The organism is Ramlibacter sp. 2FC (assembly GCF_005503345.1).
Classification (GTDB): domain Bacteria; phylum Pseudomonadota; class Gammaproteobacteria; order Burkholderiales; family Burkholderiaceae_C; genus SCMQ01.
Genome location: NZ_SCMM01000072.1, coordinates 1 through 15,948, shown reverse-complemented (window position 1 = coordinate 15,948; position 15,948 = coordinate 1). Strand labels below are relative to the sequence as shown.

The window sequence follows — 15,948 nt, the reverse complement described above, 5'->3', positions numbered from 1 at the left end:
CAGACTCGCAGTCGCCCGCGAAACCCTTGCCTTCGGCTAACTCTTCCCCTTGCCGGGCGAGTAGAGGACTTTCACCTCCGAGTGGGTGCGCCCTGCCGGGCGCACCGCAAAAAGGCCCGCTCAGCGGGCCTTTTGCTTCAGTGGGTCAGAGCCGGGGCTCAGTCGTCCCAGTCGTCGTGGTGGCGGTGGTGCTTCTTGTGCCAGCGATGGCCCGGCGGCACCCAGCCGGCGCGGTAGACCGGCGCCGGCGCGTAGTAGGCAGGTGCGCCGTAGTAGACCGGCGCCGGGCGCACGTAGACCGGGCGCGGCTGCACGTAGACCGGCGCCGGCGCCACGTAGACCGGTGCGGGCTGCACGTAGACCGGCGGCGCATTGGCCACGCCAACCGCGATGCCCGGCGAGGCCACGCCGACCGACCAATAGACATCGCCCGCCTGGGCAAGGCCGGTGGCGCCGAGGGCAGCCACGCCCACCAGAGCAGCCGCAAACCTGGCCCTCATGGCCCGGGTGGCAGAACGATCGAATTTCATGGTGATCTCCTTCTTAGAGGGCACGGCACCTGTGAGAGTGGTGCCCATGCCTTTATTAAACGCGAGGAAGCCGATACAGATGGCCGCTGCCCGGTCAAAGAGGTTGCCAGACGTAACACGCACAAAGTAACGGGCCGGCCCCCGCCCCCTAAAATCGATCCATGAGTTCTGCCACCGACAAAAAAACCACGACCGAAGCCCCCAAGGCCAGCAATTTCCTGCGCCAGCTCATCGAGCACGACCTGGCGCGCGGCGCCTATTCGGGCCGCCACTGGGACGGCACGCCCGGCGACGCCACCCAGCACGCGGCCGGCCAGCCCGATCCGGCCCGCATCCGCACCCGCTTTCCGCCCGAGCCCAACGGCTACCTGCATGTGGGCCATGCCAAGAGCATCTGCCTGAACTTCGGCCTGGCGCGCGACTACGGCGGCGTATGCCACATGCGCTTCGACGACACCAACCCCGAGAAGGAAGAGCAGGAATACGTCGACGCCATCCTCGACGCGGTGAGCTGGCTGGGCTTCGGCTGGGAGGCGCATGGCCAGAGCCACCTGTTCTACGCGAGCAACTACTTCGATTTCATGTACCGCGCGGCCGAGTACCTGATAGCAACCGGCCACGCCTATGTCGACGAGCAGACGCCCGAGCAGATGCGCGCCAGCCGCGGCGACTTCAACACCCCCGGCACCGACAGCCCGTTCCGCAGCCGCTCGCCGGCCGAGAACCTGGCGCGCTTTCGCGAAATGCGCGCCGGCCAGCACGCCGACGGCGCCATGGTGCTGCGCGCCAAGATCGACATGGCCTCGCGCAACATCAACCTGCGCGACCCGGCCATCTACCGCATCAAGCACGCCGAGCACCACAACACCGGCAACGCCTGGTGCATCTACCCCATGTACACCTTCGCGCACCCGATCGAAGACGCGCTGGAAAACATCACCCACAGCATCTGCACGCTCGAGTTCGAGGACCAGCGCCCGTTCTACGACTGGCTGCTGGCGCGCCTCGCGCCCCTGCTGCGCGCGCCGCAGTTCGCGCAAGCCAAGGACTGGATCGAAGAGATCGAGCAGCAGGGCCTGGAGGCCGGCAAGGAATTCGCCCTGCGCTGCCACAACCTGGCCGACCAGCTGTTCGCCAGCGCGGCCGAGGCCCGCATGCGCGCCCTGTTCGCGCGCTGGGAGCATGACCGCGAGGCCGTGCTGCACGACCTGCCCGGGTTCTTCACCCTGCTCAAGACCGAGACCGAGCAGTTCACGCCCCTGCTGTCGCAGGCGCTCGAGGTGCAGCGCCCCAACCCCTTCCTGCTGCCGCACCAGCACGAGTTCGCGCGCCTGAACCTCAGCTACGTGATCACCAGCAAGCGCAAGCTCGCCCAACTGGTCAACGAGGGCAAGGTGAGCGGCTGGGACGACCCGCGCATGCCCACCATCGTCGGCCTGCGCCGGCGCGGCTACACGCCCGAGGCCATACAGCTGTTCGCCGAGCGCATAGGCGTGACCAAGAGCGACAGCTGGATCGACTACAGCACGCTGGAAGGCTGCCTGCGCGACGACCTCGACCCCAGGGCCGCGCGCGCCATGGCCGTGCTCGACCCGGTCAAGCTGGTCATCACCAACTGGGACGCGCTGCATGGCGCGGGAGCCTTGGACGACTGCGCCGCCCCGGTCCACCCGCACCACCCCGAATGGGGCCAGCGCCGCTTCAAGTTCGGCCGTGAGCTCTGGATCGAGCGCAGCGACTACGAGGAAACCCCGCCCAAGGGCTTCTTCCGACTCTTCCCCGGCAACAAGGTGCGGCTCAAGTACGGCCATGTCATCGAATGCAAGGGGGCCGTGAAGGATGCGAGCGGCCAGGTCACCGAGGTGCATGCCGAGCTCATCCCCGACACCAAGAGCGGCACGCCGGGCAGCGACGCGGTCAAGGTCAAGGGCGTGATCACCTGGGTCGGCGCCGCCGACGGCGTGGCCGCCGAGGTGCGCCTGTACGACCGCCTGTTCAGCGACCCCCAGCCCGACGCCGGCGGCAAGGACTTCCTGGCCAGCCTGAACCCCGACAGCCTAAAGACCGTCACGGCCTATCTGGAACCGTCCCTCGCCGCCTGCGCGCCCGACGAGAAGTTCCAGTTCGAGCGCCACGGCTACTTCGTCGCCGACCGCGTAGACCATGCGGCGGGCAGGCCGGTGTTTAACCGGGTGACGGGGTTGAAGGACAGCTGGGGGAAGTAAGTACTCGACGATTCTGTATATAAGAAAAATAAGAAGAGGAGGATGGCATTCTGTATGGATGTGAAGGTCAAATGACGCCACCCGCCGGCCGCACTACACTTGCCGCAAGGTGATGACCATGCAGCGCAAAATCACTCCCCCCGCTGACCCGGCAGGCCGCGCAAGCGTTCGTGGCGCGGGTGGCTGCAGTATTTTCCAACCCCCGGCTGCTGGAGAACATCGCGCGTGAGGGCCTCCCGCTATGAAGGCAATGGAGCTCATGCAGAAAGCACGACAGGCGGCCGCCTCCGTCCGCTCGCTTTACGACCTGCCAGGCATGACATGAAGCGTATTTCCCCGATTTGCGCTTCAATTGCGAAGCGCAATAGGGTCCGCCTCGGGTTCGTTCGAGACGGCGCCTGCCACACTTGTCCGGCCTGGCGGCAGCAGATTCGGCAAGGACCTATATTGGCATAGGCGCCCGCAAGAGCACAGTGCGGGCGACCGCTGACTTCGGAGCCGCAGCATGAATGCCTTTCTCCGCGCCGCTCTGGCTGTCCTGGTCCTCGTCCACCTGCCGGCGGCCAGGGCCGAATCCCTGCGCTGCAACGGTGCCAGCGCAGCGGAAGGCGACTCCAGGCTCTCGGTGCTCTACAAATGTGGCCGGCCGGTGCTGGCCGAGTCGTTCTGTGCGCCGGTCTACTACGCGGGCTCCCTGCATCCGGTTCCGGCGCCTGTCGCCAATCTCTTCGTTCCGTGCCAGCCGGTCGAGGAGTGGCTCTACGACAGGGGCCCGGGCAACCTCATGGCGACCGTCAGGTTCCGCGCCGGCGTGGTCCAGTCCATACGGTACGGTCGCATGCCCCATTGAGGGGCGGTTCACCGGGCACGACAGAGTCGCAGGCGCCCTGCCTGCCGCGTTTGTGGCGTACCATTTCAGGCACAGGTCCCGCTCCGAGACCCGAAACGAAACGGAGGGCTTATGCCCAAAGGCGAGCAGCGCAGCAACAAGATGGCGAAGAAGCCCAAGAAGGACACTTCGCCCCCGAAGGAGGCTACGCCGTCGGACCGGCCCATGCCGCCGGTGACCGCGGTGATGCCGCACGGCAAGCTCAAGAAGAAGTAGCCGGCGAAGGCCTGCCGGGCAGCGGCAAGGCCGGGTGACCGTTTCGGCGTGGCGCACTACACTTGACTCCATGCGCCCCTCCGAAGCCCTGTCCCTGCACCGCGCGCGCATTCGCGAGATTGCGTTGAGCCACCGCGTCAGCGGTGGACGGGTGTTCGGTTCGGCCCTGCGGGGTGAGGACGGTCCGGACAGCGACCTCGATCTGCTGGTGAAGCCCACTGCGCAGACCACGCCGCTCGACATAGGCGCCATCCGCTACGAATTGAAGGAACTGCTTGGCTTAGAGGTGGACGTGCTCACCCCCAACAGCCTGCCGCCGAAGTTCCGTGAGCAGGTGCTGCGCGAGGCCCTGCCCGTATGAGCCACGCCGACGCACCGTGCATTGCAGAGACCTGCGGCACATGGCAGGGATGTCATTCATGAGCGACCGCACTTCGGACAGTCCGGACTTGCCCGACCCGTCGACGGATGCGCTCTGGGCCAAGGAGGCCGATGACCGTGTGGAGGCTTATCGAACCGGTGAGGTTCGCGCTGTGGCGCTTGCCGAGGCCTTGGCCAGCTATCAGGTGGCGAACAAGCCCCTTTGAACATCTGCCCGCAGGCGCCAGCGCAAGCCGCAATCGACGAGGCCATGGTGCAGGTGAGATGATGCGACCGGCCTGCAGCACTACACTTCTCCGGGACCATGAACACCTCTGCGCCCACCGTCAACCCTGCCCTCAGCGCCGCCCGCGAGTTTGCGGATCGCGTGGCAGCGCGCTGGCCGATGCGCGGCGCACTGCTGTTCGGCAGCCAGGCGCGCGGCAGTGCGCGGCCGGACAGCGACACGGATGTGGCGGTGCTGCTGGCCGGCAAGCCTGGTGACTTTGTCGCCACCAAGTTGGCGATGGACGACGTGGCCTACGACCTGCTGCTGGAGTCGGGCATCCGCATCCAGCCCCTGCCGACCTGGGAAGAGGAGTGGGCGCACCCCGAACGGTATTCGAACCCGCGGCTGCTGCAGAACATCGCGCGCGAGGGCCTGCCGCTGTGAAGGCGATGGAGCTCATGCAGAAAGCGTGGCAGGCGACCTCCTCGGCCCGCTCGCTTTTCCAGACGTAGTGCACCTGCTCCGGGAGGGCGTGAAGTTCGCATGAGTTCCCCCAACTGGTACGACCGCCACATCTTCCCCCGCGCAATGGACCTGGCCTGCGGCCTGCCCATGGTGGGCCGGCAGCGCGCGCTCGTCGTGCCGCGGGCCCAGGGCCGGGTGCTCGAAGTGGGCCTGGGCACCGGGCGCAACCTGCCCTACTACGACAAGAGCCGCGTCACCCGGATCGTCGCGCTGGAGCCCGCGCTGCAGATGCATGCGCTCGCGCGCGAGCGCGCGGCCGAGGCCGGTTTCGAGGTCGAGTTCGTGGGCCTGTCGGCCGAGCGCATCCCCCTGCCCGACGCGAGCTTCGACACTGTTCTCACCACCTACACGCTGTGCTCGATTCCCGACCCGCTGGCCGCGCTCAGGGAGATGCGCCGCGTGCTCAAGCCCGGCGGCCGGCTGCTCTACTGCGAGCACGGCCGCGCGCCCGAGGCCTCAGTTCGGCGCTGGCAGGACAGGCTGCAGCCGCTGTGGGGCCCGCTGGCCGGCGGCTGCCATCTGGGGCGCGACATCCCGGCCCTGCTGCAGCAGGCCGGCTTCAGGCTGATCGACCCGCACCAGGGCTACCTGCCCGGGCCGCGGCCCTTCACCTACCACTACTGGGGCGAGGCGCTGCCGGCCTGAGGCGCTGCTCAAACGGCCTCAGGAGGCGGCCCGCCCCAGTGCGCGCAGCCGGACCTCCCATTTCCTCACGCCGGCCTCGCCCAGCTGCTCCACCATGCCGACCAGGGTCTCGTTGACCGGCGCGATGCCGACGAAACCCAGGACATTGCGCTCGAGCGACTTGAGGCTGTGGGCGCGGAAATACCAGCGGTAGACCAGGGCCGGCATGCCCATGGTGACGACCAGGCGCGCGCTGCGCCCGGCCAGGCCCTTGCGGCCGAAGGGGTTGCTGGCGCGCTCGGCCGGGTCGGCCTTGAAGGCGAAGCCCGGCCGCGCGACCTGCTCCAGGAAGCCCTTGAGCAGGGCCGGCATGTCGCCCAGCCAGAGCGGAAAGAACAGCACCAGGTGCTGGGCCCAGGCGATGTCGGCCTGCGGGCCCTGCAGGGCGGCAGGCAGAGCGCCATGCTCCCATTCCTGCTGGCTGCGCAGCAGGGGGAAGTCCAAGCGCGCCAGCTCAAGCTGGCGCAGCTCGTATGCTCGCAGGTCGCAGCCCCGCGCGCCTTGACCTGGCTCACGGCGGCGCGCGACCTCCCTTTACCGGGTGGCGTCGAGCCGGCCGGCCAGCAGCTCGGGCAGGCGCTCGGCGCCCATGCGGAAGCCGCAGGCCTGGGCATGGCCGCCGCCGCCCATGCTCTCGGCCAACGGGATGCAGTCGTAGTCGCGCTGCGAGCGCAGGCCGACCTTGATGAGGCCGCCCTTGCCCACGCTCCAGACCAGGGCGAAGCTGCCGCACTGGCGGGACAGGATGTCGCCCACCAGGCTGTGGAAGGCGCCCGGTGCGTTGACCATCAGGCCCTGCTGGCCGTTGAAGACCACGGGCTCGGCGCCGGTGGCGATGTCGGCGGCGAGCTTGCGGTACTTGTCGTCCATGGCCTGGCCGCGCGCCATGAACTCGGCCAGCTGAGCCGGGCTGTAGTCGGCGATCTCGGCCCAGCGTTCGAAGGTTTTCTCCTCCATGTCCAGCGCGGCGAGGAAGCCGGCGCTTTCGGGGTACTGCCAGGTCCAGAGGTCGCGGTCCTCGATGTAGCGCACCAAGTCCGGCAGCGGGCGCTCGCGCTGGAAGAACTCCCAGGCCAGGCGCGAGCCGGACTTGCCCATGTCGAAATGCAGCACGCCGCAGCGGCACTCGAAGCCGTCGAGCTGCTGGGCGGCGCTCTTGTGGTGGTCCAGCATCACGAGCTTGGCGGCGCGCGCGTCGATCTCGCGCATGAGCCCGGGCGGGAAGGCGAAATCCAGGATGTAGACCACGCGCCCCTCGAGCGGCGGCAGGTCGGCCACGCTCTGGGTTTCTCCATGGTCCAGGCCCAGGAACTCGGCCCGGGCGCCGTAGAACAGCCAGGCGGCCAGGGCGGCGGCAAGGCCGTCGGGGCAACCGCGGCCGTGGTAGATGACCAGGGGCTGGGGGTCGCCCAGGTCGGGCGGCGCCAGCAGGGACAGGGGAAGAATCGTTCTCATGACAGCCCGATTGTGGCCCCACGCCGGGGCCGGTTGCCAGCGCGGGCCTTCAGGCGGGCGCCAGCACCCCGAGCAGCCAGCGGTTGAGGTCGGCGATCTCCTCCATGCAGACCGAATGGTCCATCGCGTATTCGTGCCAGGCCACGGCGTAGCCCAGGGTGCGCAGCGCGTCGCGCGAGGCACTGGCCCGGGCCAGGGGCACCACCTCGTCGTGCCGGCCATGGGCCAGGAAGATAGGCGTGAGCGCGTTGGCGTCGTGCCGCTCGGCGGCGGTGCGGGCGGCCAGCGGCAGGTAGCCCGACAGTCCCGCGATGCCGGCCAGGCGCTCGGGGTGGCGCAGCCCGGTCATGAGCGCCATGGCGCAGCCCTGAGAAAAGCCGGCCAGCACGATGCGCGCGGCCGGGATGCCGCGCGCCTGCTCGCGCGCCAGCAAGGCCTCGATGGCGGCCTGCGAGCGGCGCAGGCCGGCCTCGTCCTCGCGCTGGGCCAGGTCCGGGCCGAGGATGTCGTACCAGGCCGGCATGCGCATGCCGCCGTTGATGCTCACCGGCATCAACGGCGCGTTGGGGAACACGAAGCGCACCGGGCCGACCGGCGCCAGGCGCAACTGCTGGGCCAGGGGCACGAAGTCGCTGCCGTCGGCGCCCAGGCCGTGCATGAGCACCACGGCGGCGCGCGGCTGGGGGCCGGTTTCGATCTCTATGGTTTCCAGGGACATGAGGCGTCTTTCGATCAGGGGGGCGAGCGCGGGTGCGCAAGGCCCGATTGTGAAGTGCAGGCGGCCATCGGAGACAGCAGAGACAATAGGCGCGGATCCGCTGAACGCCAATGACGCGCCGCGCGCGCCGCCGGCCGCTGACGCGGCGGAAAGGAACCCCATGCCCTACGAGCTTCATTACTGGCCCGGCATCCAGGGCCGCGGCGAATTCGTGCGGCTGGCGCTGGAGGCGGCCGGCGCGCCCTATCTGGACGTGGCGCGCAGCGAGGCACCGGGCCAGGGCATGGCCGCCATGATGCATTACCTGGAGGACGAAGCGGTCCCCCGCCCGCCCTTCGCCTGCCCCTTCCTGGTCGACGGCCCGCGGGTGATCGGCCAGACGGCGGCCATCCTGCTCTACCTGGCGCCACGGCTGGGCCTGGTGGGCCGGCGCGAGGCGGACCGGCTGTGGGCGCACCAGTTGCAGCTGAGTATCGCCGACGTGGTGGACGAGGTGCACAACACCCACCATCCGATCGCCGGCAGCCTGTACTACGAGGAGCAAAAGCCCGAGGCCATGCGCAGCGCCGAGCTGTTCCGCCGCGAGCGCCTGCCGCGCTTTCTGGCCTGGTTCGAGGCCGTGCTGGCACGCAACCCGCGCAACGCCATGGGCCGCGGCCCGCACCTGGTGGGCGGGCGGCTGAGCTATGCCGACCTCTCGCTGTTCCAGCTGGCCGAGGGACTGGGCTACGCCTTTCCCCGGGCCGCCGCGCGCGCGCTCGGCAAGGCACCGCGCGTGGCGGCGCTGCACGCCCGGGTGGCCCAGCTGCCGCGCGTGGCGGCCTACCTGGCGAGCGGGCGGCGCCTGCCGTTCTGCGAGGAAGGCATCTTCAGGCGCTACCCGGAGCTGGACGGCTGAAGACCACCTGAGCCCCGCCGCCAGCCCATGCTGCGGCGCACAAGCGGTTTAGGCTGGCTCCGGCTTGCGCCGGGCTCTGCCGCGGCGTATAAGGCAGAGGTGGTTTCGCCAAGGTCACGCGGCGTAACGAACAGGAGGGGGCCATGAAAAAGCGCATCTACTGGCTGATCCCGGACCTGGCGAGCGCCAGGCGGACGGTGAACGATCTGCAGCTGGCCGGAGTGGAGGCGAAGCACATCCACCTGGCGGCGCGCGAGGGCGTGGACATGCGTGGCCTGCACGAGGCCAATGTCTGGCAGACCTCGGACCTGGCCCACGCGGTGCAGACCGGCCTGCTGATCGGCGGCGCCCTGGGCATCGTCACCGGCCTGCTGGCCGCGCTGTTCTTCCCCCTGTCGCAAGCCTCCCCGCAGTGGGAGATGGCCGCGGTGCTGGCGGTGCTGGGCGGGGTGATCGGCGCCTGGTCGTCCAGCATGGTCGGCATCTCCATCCCCAGCCCCCGGCTGGAGCGCTTCGAGGGAGCCATCGACGCGGGACAGATCCTGCTGATGGTCGACCTGCCCGCCACGCAGATGGAACGGGTGACGGCGCTGCTCCACGCCTCGCACCCGGAGGCGCATTTCGAGGGCGCGGACCGCCTGCGTCCGGCCTTTCCCTGAACGTGAACGAAACACCGCGCTGAAAGCCCGCCCATGGCCATCGCCATCGCGCTCGTCGTGATCGTCGCCGCCTCGGTGCTGTTTCACTTCGTCAACCCCTGGTGGGCGCCGCCACTGGCCTCGAACTGGCGACAGATGGACGACACCATGACCATCACGCTGGTGATGACCGGGCTGTTCTTTGTCGGTGTCAACCTGTTCGTGGTCTACACCCTGCTACGCTTTCGCCACCGCGCCGGCCAGCGCGCGGCCTACCAGCCCGAGAACCGCCGGCTCGAGCGCTGGCTGACCGGCCTCACGACCCTGGGCATCATGGCGCTGCTCGCGCCCGGGCTGTTCGTCTACGCCAGCTACGTGCACGCACCCGGCGATGCCCTGGTGCTGGAGGTGCTGGGCCAGCAATGGCAATGGCGCTACCGCCTGCCAGGGGCGGACGGCAAGCTGGGCGGCACCGACGTGCGCTTCGTCAACGCCGGCAACCCGTTCGGCATCGACCCCGCCGACCCGGCCGGGCAGGACGACCGGCTGGTCGCGGGCGGCGATCTGCACCTGCCGCTGAACCAGCCGGTGAAGCTGCTGCTGCGCTCGCACGACGTGCTGCACGATTTCTACGCGCCACCCATGCGCGCGCGCATGAACATCGTGCCGGGCCAGGTCGGCAGCTTCTGGTTCACGCCCACGGTGGCCGGCCGCTTCGAAGCCATGTGCGCGCAGCTGTGCGGCGTCGGCCACCCCAACATGCGCGCGGTGATGGTGGTCGAGCCGCCGGCCGCCTTCCAGGCCTGGGTGGCGGGCCTGCCGACCTTCGCCGCCTCGCTGTCCGGCGCGGGCCGCGCCGCGGCGCCGGCCCCGGCCGCCGGCACCGATCTGCGCGTGGCCCAGGGCCAGGCCCTGGCCGAGTCCAGGGGCTGCGTGGCCTGCCACTCGGTGGACGGCAGCGCGCGCGTGGGGCCGAGCTGGAAGGGCCTGTACGGCACGGCGCGCCCGCTGGCCGACGGCAGCCAGGCGCAGGCCGACGAGGCCTACCTCAAGCGCGCCATCCGCGAGCCGGCGGCGCAGCTGGTCAAGGGCTTCCCGCCCGTGATGCCGGCCACGCCCGTCAGCGACGAGGAACTCGATGCGCTGCTGGCCTACCTGCGCAGCCTGGGCGGCGCGGCGCCGGCCGCGCCCGAGCAGAAGGCGCAGCGATAGGCCGCGAGCCGCCCCAACGAGGAACGCCATGGACCCCGCCGACCACGCCTCGCACGAACCGCAGAGCTTCTGGACCCGCTATGTCTGGAGCCAGGACCACAAGGTGATCGCCATCCAGTACGCGCTGACCGCGATCGCGGTGGGCGTGGTGGGCGTGGTGCTGTCCAACCTGATGCGGCTGCAGCTGGGCTTTCCCGGCCAGTTCGAGTTCATCAACGCCGAGCGCTATTACCAGTTCGTCACCATGCACGGCATGATCATGGTGGTCTACCTGCTCACGGCGCTGTTCCTCGGCGGCTTCGGCAACTACCTGATCCCGCTGATGGTGGGGGCGCGCGACATGGTGTTCCCCTACCTCAACATGCTGAGCTTCTGGGTCTACCTGCTGTCGGTGCTGGTGCTGATCGCGAGCTTCTTCGTGCCGGGCGGGCCCACCGGCGCGGGCTGGACGCTGTACCCTCCGCAGGCCATCCTGCCCGGCACGCCGGGCTACGAGGGGGGCATCGTGCTGATGCTGGTGTCGCTGGTGATCTTCATCGTCGCCGCCACCATGGGCGGGCTCAACTACGTGACCACGGTGCTTCAGGCGCGCTGCGAGGGCATGACGCTGTTGCGCATGCCGCTGACGGTGTGGGGCATCTTCGTCGCCACCATCCTCGCCCTGCTGGCCTTCCCGGCGCTGTTCGTGACCGGCATGATGCTGCTGCTGGACAGGACCCTGGGCACCAGCTTCTTCATGCCGGCGCTGGTGTCCATGGGCCAGGCCAGCGCCCACAAGGGCGGCAGCCCGCTGCTGTTCCAGCACCTGTTCTGGTTCTTCGGCCACCCCGAGGTCTACATCGTCGCCCTGCCGGCGTTCGGCATCGTCTCGGACCTGATCAGCGTGCACGCGCGCAAATGCATCTTCGGCTACCGCATGATGGTCTGGGCCATCGTGGCCATAGGCGGGCTCAGCGTGGTGGTCTGGGCGCACCACATGTTCGTCAGCGGCATGAACCCCTACTTCGGCTTCTTCTTCGCCACCACCACCCTGATCATCGCCGTGCCGACCGCGATCAAGGTCTACAACTGGCTGCTCACGCTGTGGCGCGGCGACATACACTTGACGGTGCCCATGCTGTTCTCGCTGGCCTTCATCTGCACCTTCGTGATCGGCGGGCTGACCGGCCTGTTCCTGGGCAATGTGAGCGTGGACATCCCGCTGTCGGGCACCTATTTCGTGGTCGCGCATTTCCACATGGTGATGGGTGTGGCGCCGCTGCTGGTGGTGTTCGGCGCCATCTACCACTGGTATCCCAAGATCACCGGGCGCATGCTCGACGACCGCCTGGGCCAGCTGCATTTCTGGATCACCTTCCTCGGCACCTACGCCATCTACTTCCCCATGCACTACCTGGGCGTGCTGGGCATGCCGCGGCGCTACTACAACTTCGACGGCTACGAGTTCATCCCGGCCTCGGCGCACGCGCTCAACGCCTTCATCAGCGTGGCCGCCCTGGTGGTCGGCGCGGCCCAGCTGCTGTTCCTGTTCAACCTGGCCTGGAGCCTGCGGCGCGGCCGGGCCGCGGGGCCCAACCCCTGGCGCGCGGCCTCGCTGGAATGGCAGACGCCCGAGACGCCGCCGGGACACGGCAACTGGGGCCCGCAGGCGCCGGTGGCCTATCGCTGGGCCTATGCCTACAGTGTGCCCGGCGCGGCGCAGGACTTCATCGCACAGAACGCGCCGCCGCAGGACGGCGGCATGGAGCCCGCACCCGGCCACGGCCAGGGCGGCGCCCGGGGAGCGACGGCATGAACGCCAGCCCCGCCTTGGGCAGCGCGGGCGGCTGGCCGCAGGCATCGCGCGCCGCCGCCGCGGGCATAGGCCTGTGGGTGTTCATGGGCGTGGCCACCAGCCTGTTCTCGCTGTTCCTGGTAGCCTACCTGATGCGCATCAGCGCGGCCGACGGCGCGCCCATCGCCCTGCCCTGGCAGACGGGACTGGCCACGGCGCTGCTGCTGACCGGCAGCTGGCTGCTGCAATGGGCCAGCGGCGCGGCGCGCGGCGCCGATCCCGAGCGCGCGCGGCGCCTGCTGCAAGCCGGCGGAGCCTGCGCCCTGGCGTTCCTGGCGGCGCAGCTGTGGGCCTGGCAGGCCCTGCTGGCCGCGCAGGTGGCGCCCGCCGGCAACCCGGCCGCGAGCTTCTTCTTCCTGCTCACGGCCATGCATGGCCTGCATGTGGCGGGCGGGATCGCGGCCTGGGCCTGGACCCTGCGCGCGCTGGCGCGCACCGGCGCGCAGGGCCCCGCCGCCTGGGCCTGGCGCGTCGCGCTGCTGGCGCGCTACTGGCATTTCCTGCTGGCAGTCTGGCTGGCGCTGTTCGCGGCGCTGGGCTGGCTGACGCCCGAGCTGGCGCGCCTGGTCTGCGGCGTCGATGGAGGCCTCTCATGAACACGAGCACGGGCACCGCGCCCTCCCCTGCGCAGGCCGCCGTCGCCGCAACCGACGGCTGGCGCGGCCTGGTGGCCGACTGGTCGGGCGATCGCGAGGCCTTCCGCGTCTCCTGGGGCAAGGCCATGATGTGGATCTTCCTGCTGTCCGACACCTTCGTCTTCAGCAGCTTCCTGGTCGGCTACATGACGGCGCGCATCTCGACCACCGTGCCCTGGCCGAACCCCAGCGAGGTGTTCGCGCTGCAGATCGGCGGCGCCCACCTGCCGCTGATCCTGATCGCCATCATGACCTTCGTGCTGATCAGCAGCAGCGGCACCATGGCCATGGCGGTCAACTTCGCCTACCAGCGCCAGCGCACCCGCTGCGCCGCGCTGATGCTGGCCACCGCCCTGCTCGGCGCGACCTTCGTCGGCATGCAGGCCTTCGAGTGGAGCAAGCTGATCTCCGAGGGCGTGCGCCCCTGGGGCAATCCCATGGGGGCGGCGCAGTTCGGCGCCAGCTTCTTCATGATCACGGGCTTCCACGGCCTGCATGTGTCGGCCGGCGTGGTCTACCTGGCCGTGGTGGCCCTGCGCGTGCTGCGCGGGCGCTACGAAGCCAGCGGCAACTACCAGATCGTCGAGATCGCCGGCCTGTACTGGCACTTCGTCGACCTGGTCTGGGTATTCATCTTCGCGCTGTTCTACCTCTGGTGAGGCCACCATGTCCTCCTCCGGCCAACAACATCCTATCGGCCTGTACCTCAAGGTCTGGGGCCTGCTGTTCGTGCTCAGCACCCTGTCCTACCTGGTCGACTTCTTCCACCTGCAGGGCGGGCTGCGCTGGGGCCTGATCCTGGCCTTCATGGGGCTCAAGGCCGGCCTCATCGTCGCGGTCTTCATGCACATGGCCTGGGAGCGGCTGGCCCTGGTCTACGCCATCCTGCTGCCGCCGCTCTCGCTGCTGGTGCTGGCCGGGCTGATGGCCGCCGAAGGCAGCCACACCTACCTCACGCGGCTGCTGTTCTTCCGCTGAGGGGCAGGATCCATCCGTTTCAAATGCAAACGGACGCTGGCCGCCTGGCGCCTAAAATCGGCGCCATGATCAGGCTATCGATCTCCCCCGCAAGACGCTCCGTCACAGCCGCCCTGCTGCTGGCCCTGGCCGCCACGCTGCCCGGCTGCGCCGTGGTCGAGGTGGCCGGCGCCACCGCGGGGGCGGCGATCTCGGTCACCGGGGCCGTGGTCTCCACCGGCATCACGCTGACCGGCAAGGCCGTGGGCGCCGGCATCGACGCCATGTCCTCGGACAAGGCCGAGAACACGCCCTGAACCCCGCCCTCTCCAGCCCGGGGAGTTTTCCCTATGTGCGCTGGATAACTTTGTGGACAATCCGGGGCTTGCCCTGTATGGGGATTGCAAGCCCTTGTTTTCAAAGGGCAAAGCTTGCGTTGCCTGGAAATTCAGCAGTGGGCAAGCAGGCGGCCGAGCCGGTCCGCGCCTGTGCTCGGGGTCGCTTGATGCGATGATCGCGGGCATGACCTCACGCCGCCCCCCTTCCCGCCAGTCCGACCGCCGGGCCGACAACGAATTGCTGTTCAAGGGCATCCTGATCGCCCTCATCGGCCTGGGCGTGCTGCTCTCGCCCTATTTCATCGAATCGCCGGGCATGCAGGGCATCGTGTCCCATGCCTCGGTGGTCGGCTGGTTCGCCCTGGTGCTGGGCGCCGCCTTCATCGTGCTCTACCTGGTGCGTCGCGCGCGCCGACCGCAATGAGGCCCGAGCCGCGCCTGAGCCCGGCCGCCGAGCGCAACAAGCAGCCCATCCTGGAGCGCCTGCAGGCCCTGCTGCCCGCGCGCGGCCTGGCGCTGGAGATCGCCAGCGGCACCGGCCAGCATGTGGCCTGGTTCGCGGCCGGCCTGCCGGGCTGGGTCTGGCAGCCCAGCGAGCTGGATCTCGAAGACTTTGCCTCGATCGCCGCCTGGAGCGAGCAGGCCGGCCTGGCCAACGTGCGCCCGCCGCTGCGGCTCGACGTGCTGGCGCCCCGGTGGCCGGCCGAGGGTGCGCCGTTTGGTGAATCCTTCGACCTGGTCTATTGCGCCAACCTGCTGCACATCGCGCCATGGACCTGCTGCGCGGCGCTGATGCAAGGCGCCGCGCGCCACCTCGCGCCGCAGGGCCAGCTCGTGGTCTACGGCCCCTTCCTGGAGGACCAGGTCCCCACGGCGGCCAGCAACCTGGCCTTCGACGCCGAGCTGCGCGCACGCGATGCGGCCTGGGGCCTGCGCCGGCTCGAGGCGGTGGCCGAGCAGGCCCGCCGCGCAGGACTGCGCCTGGCCGAGCGGCACGCCATGCCCGCCAACAACCTGCTGCTGGTGTTCCGCCGCAGCGCCGCCAGCACCGCCACCTCAACGCCTCCTGCCCCATGAGCCTGCCGCCCCATGTTCTCCCGGTGCGCCTGGAACACGCCTACCGCCTGCTCAACCACGGGCCCACGGTGCTGGTCAGCAGTGCCCACGCGGGCCGCTGCAATGTGATGGCCGCGGCCTGGAACATGCCACTGGAGTTCTCGCCGCCCCGGCTGGCCGTGGTGATCGACAAGTCCACGCTCACGCGCGAACTGGTCGAGGCCTCGGGCCGTCTGGTGCTGAACCTGCCGCCCCAGGCCCTGGCCGACGCCTGCTTCGCCGTGGGCAGCGTCTCGAGCCGCGAACTCGCCCCGGCCCAGGACAAGCTGACGGCCTTCGGCCTCGAGCGTTTCGACATGCCCGAGGCCGAGGCGCCGCTGGTCGGCGGCTGCCTGGCCTGGCTGGCCTGCCGCGTGCTGCCCGAGCCCCATGTGCAGGCCGCCTACGACCTGTTCGTGGTCGAGGTGCTTGCGGCCTGGGCCGACACGCGCGTGTTCGAAGACGGGCGCTGGCGCCCGCTGCAGGATATCCCGCCCGCCCAGGTGGTGC

General features: G+C 69.6%; 22 protein-coding genes. 18 read left to right on the top strand and 4 right to left on the bottom strand.

The window, feature by feature from the left end; all coding sequences use genetic code 11:
* Nucleotides 1–158: 158 nt before the first annotated feature.
* Nucleotides 159–530, bottom strand: coding sequence for a hypothetical protein (locus FFS10_RS20845; protein ID WP_137896521.1), 372 nt, complete (start codon nucleotides 528–530; stop codon nucleotides 159–161).
* Nucleotides 531–691: 161 nt separating this feature from the next.
* Between FFS10_RS20845 and FFS10_RS20840 the strand changes: the two genes are divergently transcribed.
* From FFS10_RS20840 to FFS10_RS20815, 7 genes are all read left to right on the top strand, one after another.
* Nucleotides 692–2,755 carry a glutamine--tRNA ligase gene (locus tag FFS10_RS20840; RefSeq protein WP_137896520.1) on the top strand — a complete coding sequence of 688 codons (2,064 nt, stop codon included), beginning with the start codon at nucleotides 692–694 and terminating at the stop codon, nucleotides 2,753–2,755.
* Between the two features lie 505 nt (nucleotides 2,756–3,260).
* Nucleotides 3,261–3,605, top strand: coding sequence for a DUF2845 domain-containing protein (locus tag FFS10_RS20835; protein WP_137896519.1), 345 nt, complete (start codon nucleotides 3,261–3,263; stop codon nucleotides 3,603–3,605).
* Nucleotides 3,606–3,716: 111 nt separating this feature from the next.
* The gene (locus tag FFS10_RS23060; protein ID WP_171016190.1) at nucleotides 3,717–3,860 is read left to right on the top strand and encodes a hypothetical protein; all 144 of its coding nucleotides are present in this window, start codon (nucleotides 3,717–3,719) and stop codon (nucleotides 3,858–3,860) included.
* Nucleotides 3,861–3,930: 70 nt separating this feature from the next.
* Nucleotides 3,931–4,221, top strand: a complete 291-nt coding sequence (locus tag FFS10_RS20830) for a nucleotidyltransferase family protein (protein WP_137896518.1) — start codon at nucleotides 3,931–3,933, stop codon at nucleotides 4,219–4,221.
* A 58-nt stretch (nucleotides 4,222–4,279) separates the two neighbouring features.
* Nucleotides 4,280–4,447 carry an addiction module protein gene (locus FFS10_RS20825; RefSeq protein ID WP_171016189.1) on the top strand — a complete coding sequence of 56 codons (168 nt, stop codon included), beginning with the start codon at nucleotides 4,280–4,282 and terminating at the stop codon, nucleotides 4,445–4,447.
* 98 nt (nucleotides 4,448–4,545) lie between these two features.
* On the top strand, nucleotides 4,546–4,893 hold the full coding sequence (locus FFS10_RS20820) for a nucleotidyltransferase domain-containing protein (RefSeq protein WP_137896516.1): 348 nt from the start codon (nucleotides 4,546–4,548) through the stop codon (nucleotides 4,891–4,893).
* Between the two features lie 99 nt (nucleotides 4,894–4,992).
* On the top strand, nucleotides 4,993–5,619 hold the full coding sequence (locus tag FFS10_RS20815) for a class I SAM-dependent methyltransferase (protein ID WP_137896515.1): 627 nt from the start codon (nucleotides 4,993–4,995) through the stop codon (nucleotides 5,617–5,619).
* 18 nt (nucleotides 5,620–5,637) lie between these two features.
* Here FFS10_RS20815 and FFS10_RS20810 read toward each other — a convergent pair whose 3' ends face one another.
* The 3 genes from FFS10_RS20810 to FFS10_RS20800 form a co-directional block, all read right to left on the bottom strand.
* A complete protein-coding gene (locus tag FFS10_RS20810; protein WP_283957670.1) occupies nucleotides 5,638–6,102 on the bottom strand; it encodes an NAD(P)H-dependent oxidoreductase in 465 nt (154 codons plus the stop codon).
* A gap of 90 nt (nucleotides 6,103–6,192) precedes the next feature.
* A complete protein-coding gene (locus FFS10_RS20805) occupies nucleotides 6,193–7,113 on the bottom strand; it encodes a DHH family phosphoesterase (RefSeq protein WP_137896513.1) in 921 nt (306 codons plus the stop codon).
* Between the two features lie 49 nt (nucleotides 7,114–7,162).
* Nucleotides 7,163–7,831 (bottom strand): alpha/beta hydrolase, encoded by a 669-nt coding sequence (locus FFS10_RS20800; RefSeq protein WP_137896512.1) that lies wholly within the window; start codon nucleotides 7,829–7,831, stop codon nucleotides 7,163–7,165.
* 160 nt (nucleotides 7,832–7,991) lie between these two features.
* Between FFS10_RS20800 and FFS10_RS20795 the strand changes: the two genes are divergently transcribed.
* The 11 genes from FFS10_RS20795 to FFS10_RS20745 form a co-directional block, all read left to right on the top strand.
* On the top strand, nucleotides 7,992–8,729 hold the full coding sequence (locus tag FFS10_RS20795; protein ID WP_137896511.1) for a glutathione S-transferase: 738 nt from the start codon (nucleotides 7,992–7,994) through the stop codon (nucleotides 8,727–8,729).
* Nucleotides 8,730–8,872: 143 nt separating this feature from the next.
* On the top strand, nucleotides 8,873–9,388 hold the full coding sequence (locus tag FFS10_RS20790) for a DUF1269 domain-containing protein (protein WP_137896510.1): 516 nt from the start codon (nucleotides 8,873–8,875) through the stop codon (nucleotides 9,386–9,388).
* Between the two features lie 33 nt (nucleotides 9,389–9,421).
* Entirely contained in the window at nucleotides 9,422–10,579 is a 1,158-nt protein-coding gene (locus tag FFS10_RS20785) for a cytochrome c oxidase subunit II (protein ID WP_137896509.1), read from the top strand.
* A gap of 28 nt (nucleotides 10,580–10,607) precedes the next feature.
* Nucleotides 10,608–12,374 carry a cytochrome c oxidase subunit I gene (ctaD, locus tag FFS10_RS20780; protein WP_137896508.1) on the top strand — a complete coding sequence of 589 codons (1,767 nt, stop codon included), beginning with the start codon at nucleotides 10,608–10,610 and terminating at the stop codon, nucleotides 12,372–12,374.
* Nucleotides 12,371–13,009: a cytochrome c oxidase subunit 3 gene (locus FFS10_RS20775; protein WP_137896507.1), complete on the top strand. Its 639-nt coding sequence runs from the start codon at nucleotides 12,371–12,373 to the stop codon at nucleotides 13,007–13,009. The genes ctaD and FFS10_RS20775 overlap by 4 nt, the downstream gene beginning before the upstream one ends.
* Nucleotides 13,006–13,707, top strand: coding sequence for a heme-copper oxidase subunit III family protein (locus tag FFS10_RS20770; RefSeq protein WP_137896506.1), 702 nt, complete (start codon nucleotides 13,006–13,008; stop codon nucleotides 13,705–13,707). Before FFS10_RS20775 ends, FFS10_RS20770 begins: the two co-directional genes overlap by 4 nt.
* A 7-nt stretch (nucleotides 13,708–13,714) precedes the next feature.
* A complete protein-coding gene (locus FFS10_RS20765; protein WP_137896505.1) occupies nucleotides 13,715–14,026 on the top strand; it encodes a cytochrome C oxidase subunit IV family protein in 312 nt (103 codons plus the stop codon).
* 23 nt (nucleotides 14,027–14,049) lie between these two features.
* Nucleotides 14,050–14,322: a hypothetical protein gene (locus tag FFS10_RS20760; protein ID WP_212744164.1), complete on the top strand. Its 273-nt coding sequence runs from the start codon at nucleotides 14,050–14,052 to the stop codon at nucleotides 14,320–14,322.
* A 205-nt stretch (nucleotides 14,323–14,527) separates the two neighbouring features.
* On the top strand, nucleotides 14,528–14,767 hold the full coding sequence (locus FFS10_RS20755) for a hypothetical protein (protein WP_137896503.1): 240 nt from the start codon (nucleotides 14,528–14,530) through the stop codon (nucleotides 14,765–14,767).
* Nucleotides 14,764–15,420, top strand: a complete 657-nt coding sequence (locus tag FFS10_RS20750; protein ID WP_137896502.1) for a DUF938 domain-containing protein — start codon at nucleotides 14,764–14,766, stop codon at nucleotides 15,418–15,420. Before FFS10_RS20755 ends, FFS10_RS20750 begins: the two co-directional genes overlap by 4 nt.
* Nucleotides 15,417–15,948 (top strand): flavin reductase family protein (locus tag FFS10_RS20745; RefSeq protein ID WP_137896501.1); only part of this gene is annotated, 532 nt, incomplete at its 3' end. The genes FFS10_RS20750 and FFS10_RS20745, both read left to right, overlap by 4 nt.